Genomic DNA, 13667 nt, shown 5'->3' on the forward strand with positions numbered 1-13667 from the left:
TATCCGGAATCAAGTACCGGTACGCGGACCGGACCCGTCCGCTAGAATTTCGCCGGATATTGCTGCCATGCTGGTCGCACCATGCTCGAAGATCGCTCACGACTGCTGCTCAAGACCCTGGTCGAACGCTATATCGCGGATGGACAACCCGTCGGTTCGCGCACGCTGTCGAAGTTTTCCGGACTCGATCTGTCGCCGGCAACGATACGCAACGTGATGTCCGACCTCGAGGACATGGGCTTCATCGCCAGCCCGCACACGTCGGCCGGCCGGATACCCACGCCACGCGGCTACCGCTTCTTCGTGGACACCCTGCTGTCGGTGCAGCCGCTGGAACCCGGACAGCTGAGCGAACTGAAGGGCGAACTGCGCCCGGCAGATCCACGCCTGCTGGTGAACCAGGCGTCGCAACTGCTGTCGCAGCTCACGCGCTTCGCCGGCATCGTGGTTGCGCCGCGACGCCAGTTGCCTCGCATCCGGCAGATCGAGTTCCTGAGTCTGTCCGACAAGCGCATCCTGCTCATCATCGTCACCGAAAGTGGCGAAGTGCAGAACCGCATCCTGCTGACCGAACGCGGTTTCACGCCATCGGAACTGGTGAGCGCGGCGAACTACCTGAACCAGCACTATGCCGGCCTGGATTTCGACGAGATCCGCGGCCGCCTTCAGGCGGAACTGAAACAACTGCATGGTGATCTGACGTCGCTGATGGCGGCCGCACTGCAGGCAGGCAACGAAGCCTTTGCCGACAACAAGGATCAGTACGTCATCAGCGGAGAACGCAATCTGCTTGAGGTCGACGATCTGGCCTCCAACATGTCGCGACTGCGCGAGCTGTTTTCCCTGTTCGATCAGCGCACCCAGCTCGCCAGTCTGCTCGATGTTTCGCAGAAGGCGGAAGGCGTGCAGATTTTCATCGGCGGCGAATCCGGTCTGGCGCCACTTGATGAATGCAGCGTGGTCACCGCGCCCTATGAGGTACAGGGCCAGGTGGTGGGCACGGTGGGGGTGATCGGCCCCACCCGCATGGCTTATGAACGGGTGATTCCCATCGTCGATGTCACCGCCAAGCTGCTGTCCAGCGCACTGAGCCAGACCTGAACCCCGTCCCCGGCGGGACGAAAGAAAACAAGAAACCCACGATGTCCCGATTCCTCGACGAACCTTCCTACACCCACGGCCAGCGCGCGCGCACCGGCATCCTGCTGGTCAATCTGGGCACGCCGGACCGCCCGGACGCACCTGCGCTGAAGCGCTATCTCAGGCAGTTCCTGTCGGACGATCGCGTGGTCGAAATACCGAAGGCTCTGTGGTGGTTCATCCTGAACGGCATCATCCTGAACGTGCGGCCACGCAAGTCTGCAGCCAAGTACGCGACGGTATGGACCGACGAAGGCTCGCCGCTGCGCGTGCATACCGAGCGTCAGGCCAGGCTGCTGCAGGGGTGGATGGTTGCCGAAGGACGCTCCGATATCGATGTGCGCTTCGCCATGCGCTATGGCAGCCCGTCCATCGCCGAAGTGATGCAGCAGATGAAGATGGACGGCTGCCAGCGCATGCTCGTCGTGCCCATGTACCCTCAGGGTGCGTCCAGCACCACCGGCTCGGTGATCGACGAGGTCGCGCGCACCCTGCTGCGCTGGCGCAATCTGCCGGAAGTCCGCTATCTGCGCGCTTTCGCCGGTGACACCGGCTATGTCGGCGCAGTTGCCGCCAGCATCCGCGAACACTGGGCGCGCAATGGCCGCGCGGACAAGCTCGTCATGTCCTTCCACGGCGTGCCCTATTTCCACCTGTCCAGCGGCGATCCCTATCACTGCGAATGCCACAAGACCGGCCGGCTGATCGCCGAGTCGCTGGGCATCGGACCGGACAACTACATGGTCACCTTCCAGTCGCGTTTCGGCCGCGCGCGCTGGCTCGAGCCCTACACCCAGCCGACGCTGGAAAGACTGGCCTCCGAGGGCCTGCGCAGCGTGGACGTCGTATGCCCCGGCTTCGTTGCCGACTGCCTTGAAACGCTGGAAGAGATTGGCGAGGAAAACCGCGATGCCTTCCTTGCCAGGGGAGGTCAGCAGTTCAGCTACATTCCCTGTCTGAACGAACGGCCGGACTGGATTGCCGCGCTCGGCCAGCGCATACGCCTGGAACTGGGCCACTGGTGGGATGAAGCCGCACCCGGCGTCGGCGACGAACTGCAACAGCAAGCCGCTCGCGCACGGAGCATGGGCGCGGCGCGGTGATGCGGCGAAAAAAATGGCGACCCTGAGGTCGCCATTCTGTGTCTCACGCCGGCTTCATGCGGCTGCGCGGGCCTGAATCACATTCTCGTCGTTCTTGGCCTTGCGCGGACGACCGCGACGGGACGCGCCCGGATCGAATGCGCCATCCAGCTTCTTCAGCGCATCCTTGCGCGCCTTCAGCGCCATCTTGAATGCACCTTCCTCGCCGTACTTGTTCACCGAGAACTTCACCCGTTTGCGGCGTCCGGACGGCAAAGGCCAGGAGGCCACCCAGAACCAGCGCTGCTTGTCTTCGGGCATGTCGCGGGTTTCCGAGGCGCAGTAGCGGCATACGCCCACTACGCCGGAACGGTTGTTCTTCTTCACGATGCTCGAGTATTCGCGCAGCGAGAACGGCGGGAATTTCGAAATGATGTCATCGCGGAACTGCTTCGCTGCAGTAAACGCCTTCTGCTTGCCCCCGAACACCCCATCGCTGAAGTGCTTGCGGTGGATCACTCCGCGTCGCTGTATGGTCACGAGCCAGCCATGCGTGCGGCTGGCCTCGTTATCCACGCGGCTGATGCCATAAACTGAATTGCGGCTCAAGATCGGTCTCCTTCCGGTCAGCAACGGGCTTGCCCCGCGGCTTGTGAGGAGAACTTCGGCCTGCCGGATGGAAACTTTAGAGGGGCGTCCGTGAAGTGCGCACGCTCGGGGCGCGTTCCCGGATGGTGGCTTGCGTCAGCGCCGTGGCGGCTGGCCGTCCGGCAGCAGTTCCAGATCCAGTCCCGAGCCAACCACCGCGAAACCGGACTCCGTGGGGAGTACCACCTCGTCGCCCTGGGCCGCCAGCGCCGCGTTGGCTCGCGTCAATCTCTGCACCACCGTGCTGATGAGCTGGCCGCGGAAGTGCTCCAGACATTCGTCGGACGCAAGAGCCAGTGCGGACGGACTGACTTCGAGGAAGGCGACCGGCGATGTCGCCACGACCGTGGCCGAGCGGCGACTGTGGTTTGGATCGAGATAACCCATTTCGCCCACCACCTCGCCCGGTCCGAGCTCGGCCAGCAGACGGCCGCCGACCACGATGCGGACATGGCCGGACACGATGAGTCCGAACCGCGTATCGCTTTCACCCTCGCGCATCATGATCGCGTTGTCGGCGTACTGGCGCCAGTTCGAGAAGCGCAGCACCTCCCATACCTCGACGTCGTCGAATTCGGTGAAGAAGGGCATCTTGCGCAGGATAGAGAAACGGGTCGTGTCCGGCGGTACGTACTTGTCGTCCAGTATCTTGAAGCGCACCGACGACAGGTCCTTCGCGAACTCGGCACCATTCTTGTAACGCGAATACAGGTCCTTCTCGAGCGCCTTGCGGATCACACGATCCATTGCCTCCGGCACCTCGGGATTGAGCTGCGACGCCGACGGCGGATCGGCATTGATGATCTTGTAGATGAGCTGGGCCGGATGTTTCGCGCGGAACGGCAGGCGACCGGTCAGCAGGTGGAACAGCACCACGCCCAGCGAATACAGATCGGTCTTCTGGTTCAGCGGATAGCCCTTCACCTGCTCCGGGCTCATATAGGCTGGCGACCCCACACCCATGATGAAGGTCGAATCCTTGTCGTTTTCCTTCGCGACATTCAGTGCCAGCCCGAAGTCGGTCACCTTCACCAGATCATTGGCGCCGATCAGGATGTTGGCCGGTTTGATGTCACGGTGCACAACCCCGTGCCGGAAGGCGTAATCGAGTGCCATCGCGCACTTGAACACGATGCTCACCGCGCGCGGCAGGGGCAGCATCGTGTTGAATTCGCAGAAATGATCGAGCGGCTGGCCGTCGATGAATTCCATCACCAGGTAGGCGCGATCCTCCTCGACCTGCGCGTCGTAGATGCGGATGATATTGGGGTGGTCGAGCTTGGCGGCGATCGCCGCCTCGGTCAGGAACAGCTTGCGCATGCGGCGCGACCACTTGCCCTGGTCCCGGTTGCGGTCGCCGAAATCGACCAGCTTGACGGCGACCATCTCCTCGATGTCATCGGATTTGCACAGGTAGACCGTGGCGGTCGCGCCCTTGCCGATCTCGCGTATCACCCGGTATTTGCCGATGCGTTCGAGCATGAGTCCGTAGGAAAGGATGGAGCCGTCATGAAACCGCGCAATGATAGGCCATTGCGCCGCAGCAGAACAGGAAACCGGCCGGAAGGATGAGGACCATGGCGAAAATCCAGCGGAAAAGTGGCCTGCGGGGGGCTTGAAAGCCCGATTCACGCCCCCACATCCGCTCGGTCCAGAAAGAGAGGATGTGCGCATGACCGATCCCAACACCCCGCAGACGCCTGAGCAACCCGCTTCCGAACAGCCGGTGCCGACCGCCGCACCCGATACCGCTTCGCCCCTCCAGACGAGCGGAACGGATGCACTGGCCGCTGCCGAACAGAAGGTGGCCGAACTGCAGGACGCCCTGCTCCGGGCCAAGGCCGAAACCGAAAACGTCCGTCGCCGCTCGGCCGAAGAATCGCTGAAGGCAGGCAAGTTCGCCGCCGAAAAGTTCGCTTCCGCCATGCTGCCGGTCAGGGACAGCCTGGAAGCCGCGCTGGCCGACACCTCGAATGACGTGGCCAGGCTGCGCGAAGGCGTGGAGCTGACGCTGCGCCAACTGATCCAGGCTTTCAGCAGTGCCAGCGTGGAAGAAGTGAATCCTGCAGGCGAGAAATTCGACCCGCACAAGCACCAGGCCATCAGCCAGGTGGACGCGCCGGGCGAGCCGAACACCGTGATCCAGGTTCTGCAGAAGGGCTATCTGCTGCACGACCGTGTGCTGCGCCCCGCACTGGTCATCGTGTCCCGGGCGGCCGCGCAATAACCCTTGAAATGTGGGGGCAAGTGCCCCACTTCGACCTCAGACGAACTGTTTCCTCCAACTGCCTATTCAGAGGACCCCGAACATGGGAAAAATCATCGGTATTGACCTGGGCACCACCAACAGCTGCGTGTCCGTGATGGAAGGCGCGCAGCCCAAGGTGATCGAAAATTCGGAAGGCGCCCGCACCACGCCGTCCATCGTGGCCTATGCCGAAGACGGCGAAATCCTGGTCGGCGCCTCGGCCAAGCGCCAGGCGGTCACCAATGCGGCGAACACGCTGTTCGCCGTCAAGCGGCTGATCGGCCGCCGCTTCGAAGAAAAGGAAGTGCAGAAGGACATCGCGCTGATGCCCTACAAGATCGCCAAGGCCGACAACGGCGACGCCTGGGTCGAAGTGCGCGGCAAGAAGATCGCACCGCCGCAGGTGTCGGCCGAAGTGCTGCGCAAGATGAAGAAGACCGCCGAGGACTATCTGGGCGAGGAAGTGACGGAAGCCGTCATCACGGTGCCCGCCTATTTCAACGACAGCCAGCGTCAGGCCACCAAGGACGCCGGCCGCATCGCCGGTCTGGACGTCAAGCGCATCATCAACGAACCGACCGCGGCTGCGCTCGCCTTCGGCATGGACAAGAAGCCGGGCGACTCGAAGATCGCCGTGTATGACCTCGGTGGCGGCACCTTCGACGTGTCCATCATCGAAATCGCCGACGTCGATGGCGAACACCAGTTCGAGGTGCTGGCCACCAACGGCGATACCTTCCTCGGCGGCGAAGACTTCGACCAGCGCATCATCGATTACGTGATCGACGAGTTCAAGAAGGACCAGGGTGTCGACCTGAAGAAGGACATCCTCGCGCTGCAGCGCCTGAAGGAAGCCGCCGAAAAGGCCAAGATCGAACTGTCGTCGAGCGCACAGACCGAAATCAATCTGCCCTACATCACCGCTGACGCGTCCGGCCCGAAGCATCTGGCGATCAAGATCACCCGCGCCAAGTTCGAATCGCTGGTGGAAGAGCTGATCGAGCGCTCGATCGAGCCCTGCCGCATCGCGCTCAAGGATTCCGGTGTGAAGGTGAGCGACATCGACGACGTCATCCTGGTCGGCGGCATGACCCGCATGCCCAAGGTGCAGGAAAAGGTGCGCGAATTCTTCGGCAAGGAGCCGCGCAAGGACGTGAACCCGGATGAGGCGGTTGCCATCGGCGCGTCCATCCAGGGCGGTGTGCTGCAGGGCGACGTCAAGGACGTGCTGCTGCTCGACGTGACCCCGCTTTCGCTGGGCATCGAAACGCTGGGTGGCGTCATGACCAAGATGATCCAGAAGAACACGACCATCCCGACCAAGTTCTCGCAGACCTTCTCCACCGCCGACGACAACCAGCCGGCGGTGACCATCAAGGTGTTCCAGGGCGAACGGGAGATGGCAAGCGGCAACAAGTCGCTGGGCGAATTCAATCTGGAAGGCATTCCGCCGGCACCGCGCGGCATGCCGCAGATCGAGGTCACCTTCGACATCGACGCCAACGGCATCCTGCACGTATCGGCGCGCGACAAGGGTACCGGCAAGGAAAACAAGATCACCATCAAGGCGAACTCGGGTCTTTCGGAAGACGAGATCCAGCGCATGGTGAAGGACGCGGAACTGCACGCCGAGGAAGACAAGCGCGCGCACGAACTGGCCGACGCCCGCAATCAGGCCGATGCGCTGGTGCATTCGACGAAGAAGGCGCTGACCGAACACGGCGACAAGATCGATGGCGGCGAAAAGGAAGCGATCGAAGCCGCGATCAGGGAGCTTGAAGACGCCATCCGCAGCGGCGAGAAGGACGCCATCGACAGCAAGAGCGCCGCGCTGGCGACCGCCGCGCAGAAGCTCGGCGAAGCCATGTATGCGCAGCAGCAGGCGGAGGCCGGTGCGGCGGGCGCTGCCGGCGCGGCGCCCGGGAGCAAGAAGGATGACGACGGCGATGTGGTCGATGCCGAATTCACCGAGGTGAAGGACAAGAAGTAAGCTGCGCGGCGGCTCGGGACAATCCTGCTCCTGGCAGGGCGTCCCCGCACCGTACTCAACGAGCGGGGCACAGCGCGGCGGGAACATTCCTGGCGCGCTGTGCCTTTGCCGCATCTGTGGTGAACACGAATGGCGAAGAAAGATTTTTACGACGTCCTCGGTGTCAATCGCGACGCCTCCGATGACGACATCAAGAAGGCTTACCGCAAGCTGGCGATGAAGTACCACCCGGACCGCAATCCGGACAGCAAGGAAGCCGAGGACAAGTTCAAGGAAGCGAAGGAAGCCTACGAAGTCCTGTCGGATGGCCAGAAACGCGCCGCCTACGACCAGTACGGCCATGCCGGCGTAGACCCCAATATGGGCGGTGCCGGGGCGGGCGGTGCCGGCTTCGGCGGCTTCGGCGACGCATTCGGGGACATCTTCGGCGAAATCTTCGGCAATGCGGCACGTGGCGGCGGCGGACGCAGCAACGTCTACCGCGGTGCCGACCTGCGCTACAACCTGGAAATCACGCTGGAGGAGGCGGCGCGCGGCACCGATACGCGCATCCGCATCCCGACCATGGACGACTGTGCGACCTGCGGAGGCACCGGTGCCACGCCGGGCACCAAGCCGGTCACCTGCACCACCTGCAACGGCGTGGGACAGGTACGCATGCAGCAAGGCTTCTTTTCCATCCAGCAAACCTGCCCGAAGTGCCACGGCACCGGCAAGATGGTGAAGGATCCGTGCACCGATTGCCACGGCGCGGGTCGGGTCAAGGGCAGCAAGACCCTGCAGGTGAAGATCCCGGCCGGCATCGACGAGGGCGACCGCATCCGTCTGGCCGGTGAAGGCGAACGCGGCCAGGGCGGCGGTCCGGCCGGCGACCTGTACGTGCAGATCCACATCAAGCCGCACACCGTGTTCCAGCGCGAAGGCGACGATCTGCACTGCGAAATGCCGATAGGTTTCGCGACCGCCGCGCTGGGCGGAGAGATCGAAATCCCGACGCTGGATGGTGCAGCCAAGATCAAGATCCCGGCGGAAACCCAGACCGGCAAGGTGTTCCGGCTGCGCGGCAAGGGCATCAAAGGGGTGCGCAGCGCCTACCCGGGCGACCTCATGTGCCATGTCGTGGTCGAGACACCGGTGAATCTGACGGCGCGCCAGCGTGAGCTGCTGGAGGAATTCGACCGCATCAACCGCAGCGACGAAGCCAGCCACAGCCCACGTGCGAAATCGTGGATGGACAAGATGAAGGATTTCTTCGCCGGCTGACGCACGGCCCACGGCAACGGATCGGGCCCGCCTGCGCGGGCTTTTTCCGTTTACCGGACGGAACACCGGACGGGCCGGGATGTCGGCGCACAGGCGGTCGGGTGCCGCCTGTGTCCGTCCCGCGGCTGGAGCGCGCCCGTCGGCCGCGCTCGCACCGGATGTCGACCGGCGATCAGCGCGGCGACCATGTTCCCGATGATGTTCTTGGCTTGTGGCCATGACCCATCAGGCGGGTACCGGAAAGTCTGTTCCGGCGCCAGGATCATGCAGCTTCTGTCGGTCCTGGCCGCGAGCGCGTGTCGCGAACGCGGCTGACCGGACCTGCGTGCCGGCCGTGACCGCCGGGTAGGCGGTCTGATCCGGCATTGCACGGTGCCAGGATCATGGCACCCGGTCCTGTGCGGAGCGCAATTTATACATAATTCGGACTTATGCATGTGATAAGAATTTTGTATGCATGCCGGCGTGCGCGGGCACGGACGCTGATGGATCGTGTTCGCCGTGCAAGCCCGACCATCTGCATGCGCAGCGCGGTCGCCAGAGCGGGAGGACAACGCGGAAGGACGAGAAAGCGGCGCTCAGGCGGCCTGGTCGTGCGACGCCAGGGTGGCCGCAAGGGCTTCGGTATCAACCCGCCAGTAGTATCGGTTATCCGACTGCGCCAGCAGTTTTCCGCGACGCAACACGCCGAGCGCCCGACTGGCCGATTCCGGCGCGACGCCGAGGATGGCGCCGATGTCCTCCAGACTGAGGCGTATGACCTCACCCGGCCGGTCATCGGAAGCCAGCCGCAACAGCAGTCGAGCCACCCGCGTCTTGACATCGCCCTGGCCCGACGCAAGTTCCGCCAGCCAGGCATCGGCTTCGGCCAGCGCGGCATACCAGCGCTCGAACAAGGGCTTCTGCAGCCGCGGCGTTTCGCGGTTCAGCCTCTCCACGATGGCGCGGGGTATCCGGCACAACTTGAGCGGCGCCAGCGAGATCGCTGTGTGGTCATAGGCGGGACGCACCAGCGCTTCGAGACCGCACACATCGCCGGGGCGAAGGATGCGCAGTATGCGCTGGCTGCCGTCGGCGCTGTAGCGCACCAGCTTGATCGCACCCGAGCGCAGCGTATACAGCCAGTCGCCATGCGCTCCAGCGTGGTAGACCACCGCTCCCGCGGGATAGTCGAGGTCGTCGACCTGGTCATGCAGCAGGTCGAAATCCTCTTCCAGGAGCTCTGCGAACAACGCTGACTGTCTCACTCCACACCGCTTGCAGTTGCTGTAGCCGTTGTTGACCGAATTGACGATGATTGCGCGCATGACTGTAGATGGACAAGCGCCTAGACGCGACGCCAGGTCGTGCCGCCTGCACTGTCCTCGAGCACGATGCCCTGCTGCTTCAATCGTTCACGCACATCATCCGCCTTGGCGAAGTCGCGCGCCTTCTTTGCTTCCGCGCGCTGGACAATCAGCGCCTCGATCTGCGCGTCGTCCAGCCCGCCGGCGAGCGCCCTGCCCTTCAGGAAATCGTCGGGTGAGCGGCCCAGCAAGCCAAGGACAGCGGCCAGCGCCTGCAGTTCGCCCGACACCTGCGCATCCGCCGTACGGTTGGCTTCATTGGACAGTTCGAACAGCACGGCCATGGCTTCCGGGGTATTGAAGTCATCGTCCATCGCCGCCTTGAATCTCTGTCCGGCCGGACTGGACCACTCGACCGGGCAGCTTGCGGGCGGCACGTTCTTCAGCGTCGTGTACAGGCGGGTCAGCGCACCGCGCGCATCGTCCAGATGGGCGTCGGAATAATTCAAGGGACTGCGGTAATGCGCGCGCAGGATGAAGAAGCGCACCACTTCCGCGTCGTACTTCTGCAGCACTTCGCGGATGGTGAAGAAGTTGCCGAGCGATTTCGACATCTTCTCGTCATCCACGCGCACGAACCCGTTGTGCATCCAGTAATTGACGAAGGTGTGGCCGTGCGCCCCCTCGCTTTGTGCAATCTCGTTCTCATGATGCGGAAACTGCAGGTCGGCGCCACCGCCATGAATGTCGAAGCGCGGGCCCAGCAGCTCGGAACTCATCGCCGAGCATTCGATGTGCCAGCCGGGCCGGCCATCGCCCCAGGGCGACGCCCACTTTGCCTCATCCGGCTCGCTTGGCTTGGCATGCTTCCACAGCACGAAATCGAGCGGATCCTGCTTGCCGTCGGCGACATCCACGCGTTCTCCGGCACGCAGTTCGTCGAGCGACTTGCCGGACAGCCGGCCGTAACCGGCAAACTTGCGCACGCTGTAGTTCACGTCGCCACTGCTCGCCCGATAGGCCAGGCCGCGTGCTTCCAGGCGCTGGATCAACGACTGCATCTGCGGTACGAATTCGGTCGCCCGCGGCTCGTGATCCGGCCGCAGCACGCCCAGCGCATCGGCATCCTGATGCATCGCGGCAATGAAACGATCGGTCAAGGCACGCAAGGACTCTCCATTTTCGCCCGCACGCTTGATAATCTTGTCGTCGATGTCGGTAATGTTGCGGACATAGGTCACCGCATAACCGGAGGCCCGCAGCCAGCGGGTCACCATGTCGAACACCACCATCACGCGCGCGTGCCCGAGATGACAGTAGTCGTACACCGTCATGCCACAGACGTACATGCGTACCTTGCCGGCTTCCATCGGCACGAAATCCTGCTTGTCGCGGGCAACGGTGTTGTAGATTCTGAGCATGGCAATATGAGGGAAAACGGTGTGGCGAGTCTGAGGCGCGCCGCCGGCTGCAGGCGGACGGGATCAATCAGACGTTGCGACAGGACGTCGTCACGCCTTCTTGATAAGATTCGGGACTGTCAAACGACGCATTCACGCCAAAAAGTCTAACACAATGGCCCACACGCCCCGCTTCGCTCCGCGCCTCGCAGGCCGCCTGTTTGCGAGTCTGCTGATGCTCTGCGTCTTGCCTGTTCCCGCACTCGCCGACGATTTCCAGGATGCCGAACAACTGTTCCGCCAGAAGCAGGCTCAGCCGGCACTGGAAAAGATCGAATCCTTCCTTGCACAGAAACCGCGCGATCCACAGGGGCGCTTCTTCAAGGGGCTCATCCTGACCGAACTCGGCCGCATCCAGGAAGCCACCCTGGTATTCCAGAAACTGACCGAGGACTACCCGGAACTGCCCGAACCGTACAACAATCTGGCGGTGCTGTACGCGCAGCAGAAGCAGTTCGAAAAAGCGCGCACGGCGCTCGAGATGGCGATACGCACCCACCCCAGTTACGCGGTGGCGCATGAGAACCTGGGCGACATCTATGCCCGTATGGCCACCCAGGCGTACGATCGCGCGCTGCAGCTCGACTCATCGAACGCGGGCGCCCAGAGCAAGCTCAATCTGATCCGCGAACTGGTGAGCCGGGGCAAGCCGGGCAGCCCGTCGCCGGGCGCAGTCGCAGCCAAGCCTGCGGAAAACGCCCGACTGGCAGCGAAAGCACCCGACGCCGTGAAGGCGACCGAAGCGGCCAGGCCGGCCCCGCCCGTCCCGCCGCCCCCCGCACCGGCCCCTGCGCCCCAGCCTCCCGCCAGGGCGGCTGATCCGGCGAAGGCGCCCGCACCGGCGGCCAGCACCCCGCCCCCCCCTCCTGCCGTCCCGGCGAAGGCCGTTGCACCCGCCTCTGCACCGGCCGCGGCCCCGGTCCGTCCAGGCCCCGCCGACACGCCGGCCAGCACCGAACTGAGCGGCACCGTACGCGACTGGGCCGCGGCCTGGGCACGCAAGGACGTGAAGAGCTACCTCGGTTTCTATGCGCCGGACTTCAAGGTGCCGGATGGCAAGTCGCGCGCGGCCTGGGAAGCCGAGCGCAGATCGCGCATCGACAAGCCGGGAGCGATCGAAGTGCGCGTCGAGAACATACAGGTCCGCAATGCTGCCGGCGAGCGCGCGGACGTCACCTTCCGCCAGCATTACAAGGCGGTGGGACTCAAGACCAGTACGACCAAGACCTTGTCGCTGGTACGTCGGAACAACCGCTGGCTGATCCAGCAGGAGCGCGTCGGAGGATGAAGCCCGTTCGCTTTGCGCGTAGCCGCGCACTCGGACTGTTGTTGCGCAATGTGCTGTTCCTGTCGTCGATGTCGGTACCGATGGCCATCGGTTCCGGTCAGTCGATGCCGGACGCGGTGCGCTATTCCGACAGCGGTCCGGAGCCCATGCTGGAACAGGCATTCCGCCAGATCGAGCACAAGCGCCTCGATCTGGCGCTGCGTCAGATCGACGCCCTGCTGGAGCAGTGGCCGAATTTCCGTCTGGCGCATCTCATCCGGGGCGATCTGCTGCTGGCGCGCGCCAGCGCGTTAACCACTTTCGGCAACGTACCCAATGCACCGCAGGACCGGCTGGCCGATCTGCGCGACGAAGCGATCGCACGCATCCGCGCCTATCGCGACAAGCCGCCCGTGGATCGCGTGCCGCGCTACCTGCTGCAGATGGCCGCCGACCAGCGTCACGCCGTGGTGGTGGATGCGCGCCGCTCCCGCCTCTATCTGTACGAGAACATCGATGGCAAGCCTCGCTTCGTCGCCGACTGGTATGTGTCGCACGGCCGGCTGGGCATAGAGAAGATGCGTGAGGGGGACAAGAAGACACCGGTGGGCGTGTATCGCGTGACCGGCTTTCTGCCACCGGAACGGCTGACCGACTTCTATGGTGCCGGCGCGTTGCCGCTGAACTATCCCAATGCCTGGGACCGCAAGCTCGGACGAAACGGCCACGGCATCTGGCTGCACGGTACGCCATCGGATACCTTTTCGCGTCCGCCGCGCGCCTCCGACGGCTGTGTCGTGCTCGCCAATCCCGATTTCCAGGCCCTGCACAACTATGTGCAGGGTGCATCGGTGCCGGTCATCATCAGCGAACAGGTGGAATGGCTCACGCTGGACGACTGGCAGGCGGAACGCACCACCTTCAACCGCGCACTCGAGCAGTGGCGCAGCGACTGGGAAAGCCGCGACAGTGACCGTCTGCTGTCGCACTATTCGTCGGAGTTCCGCGCCGACGGCAAGGACTACGCCACGTTTGCGAAATCCAAGCGCGAAGTGAATGCGTCCAAGCAGTGGGTGAAAGTGTCGATCAGCAATGTGAGCACCTTCCGCAACCCCGGGCGCGACGAGATGGTCGTGGTCACCTTCGACCAGGACTACCGTAGCAACAACCTGTCCAATGTGATGCGCAAACAACAGTACTGGCGCAAGGAAAACGGCCAGTGGCGCATCGTTTTCGAGGGCGCGGCCTGAACCCTGCGGTACGCCGCATGGTCTGTCCGCCTC

The 13667-nt window shown here is 63.7% G+C and carries 11 protein-coding genes; 7 read left to right on the forward strand and 4 right to left on the reverse strand.

Going from position 1 to position 13667, the window contains the following annotated elements; genetic code table 11:
* The first annotated feature begins 81 nt into the window (after positions 1–81).
* Both hrcA and hemH read left to right on the forward strand, forming a co-directional pair.
* On the forward strand, positions 82–1101 hold the full coding sequence (hrcA, locus tag A3Q7_RS0108600) for a heat-inducible transcriptional repressor HrcA (protein ID WP_018411461.1): 1020 nt from the start codon (positions 82–84) through the stop codon (positions 1099–1101).
* 41 nt (positions 1102–1142) lie between these two features.
* The gene (gene hemH / locus A3Q7_RS0108605; RefSeq protein ID WP_018411462.1) at positions 1143–2243 is read left to right on the forward strand and encodes a ferrochelatase; all 1101 of its coding nucleotides are present in this window, start codon (positions 1143–1145) and stop codon (positions 2241–2243) included.
* 54 nt (positions 2244–2297) lie between these two features.
* Here the strand turns inward: hemH and A3Q7_RS0108610 are convergent, their stop codons facing one another.
* A complete protein-coding gene (locus A3Q7_RS0108610) occupies positions 2298–2831 on the reverse strand; it encodes an AP2 domain-containing protein (RefSeq protein ID WP_026224635.1) in 534 nt (177 codons plus the stop codon).
* Positions 2832–2966: 135 nt separating this feature from the next.
* Positions 2967–4352 (reverse strand): protein kinase domain-containing protein, encoded by a 1386-nt coding sequence (locus tag A3Q7_RS0108615; protein WP_018411464.1) that lies wholly within the window; start codon positions 4350–4352, stop codon positions 2967–2969.
* 190 nt (positions 4353–4542) lie between these two features.
* Here A3Q7_RS0108615 and grpE point away from each other — a divergent pair, with 190 nt between their 5' ends.
* From grpE to dnaJ, 3 genes are all read left to right on the forward strand, one after another.
* Entirely contained in the window at positions 4543–5097 is a 555-nt protein-coding gene (gene grpE / locus A3Q7_RS0108620) for a nucleotide exchange factor GrpE (RefSeq protein WP_018411465.1), read from the forward strand.
* Between the two features lie 82 nt (positions 5098–5179).
* Positions 5180–7108 carry a molecular chaperone DnaK gene (dnaK, locus tag A3Q7_RS0108625; protein WP_018411466.1) on the forward strand — a complete coding sequence of 643 codons (1929 nt, stop codon included), beginning with the start codon at positions 5180–5182 and terminating at the stop codon, positions 7106–7108.
* A 129-nt stretch (positions 7109–7237) separates the two neighbouring features.
* Complete coding sequence (gene dnaJ, locus A3Q7_RS0108630) at positions 7238–8371, forward strand: molecular chaperone DnaJ (protein WP_018411467.1); 1134 nt, start codon at positions 7238–7240, stop codon at positions 8369–8371.
* Positions 8372–8949: 578 nt separating this feature from the next.
* On the opposite strand, the gene A3Q7_RS0108635 is transcribed toward dnaJ, so the two are convergent.
* Together A3Q7_RS0108635 and cysS are read right to left on the reverse strand one after the other, a co-directional pair.
* Positions 8950–9603, reverse strand: a complete 654-nt coding sequence (locus A3Q7_RS0108635; protein ID WP_232417875.1) for a Crp/Fnr family transcriptional regulator — start codon at positions 9601–9603, stop codon at positions 8950–8952.
* A gap of 95 nt (positions 9604–9698) precedes the next feature.
* Positions 9699–11078: a cysteine--tRNA ligase gene (cysS, locus tag A3Q7_RS0108640; protein ID WP_018411469.1), complete on the reverse strand. Its 1380-nt coding sequence runs from the start codon at positions 11076–11078 to the stop codon at positions 9699–9701.
* Between the two features lie 214 nt (positions 11079–11292).
* Here cysS and A3Q7_RS0108645 point away from each other — a divergent pair, with 214 nt between their 5' ends.
* Positions 11293–12405 (forward strand): nuclear transport factor 2 family protein, encoded by a 1113-nt coding sequence (locus A3Q7_RS0108645; RefSeq protein ID WP_408630402.1) that lies wholly within the window; start codon positions 11293–11295, stop codon positions 12403–12405.
* The gene (locus A3Q7_RS0108650) at positions 12402–13634 is read left to right on the forward strand and encodes a L,D-transpeptidase family protein (RefSeq protein ID WP_018411471.1); all 1233 of its coding nucleotides are present in this window, start codon (positions 12402–12404) and stop codon (positions 13632–13634) included. Before A3Q7_RS0108645 ends, A3Q7_RS0108650 begins: the two co-directional genes overlap by 4 nt.
* Positions 13635–13667: the final 33 nt, after the last annotated feature.

The sequence above is a fragment of the Methyloversatilis thermotolerans genome (assembly GCF_000372885.1).
Lineage (GTDB): Bacteria > Pseudomonadota > Gammaproteobacteria > Burkholderiales > Rhodocyclaceae > Methyloversatilis > Methyloversatilis thermotolerans.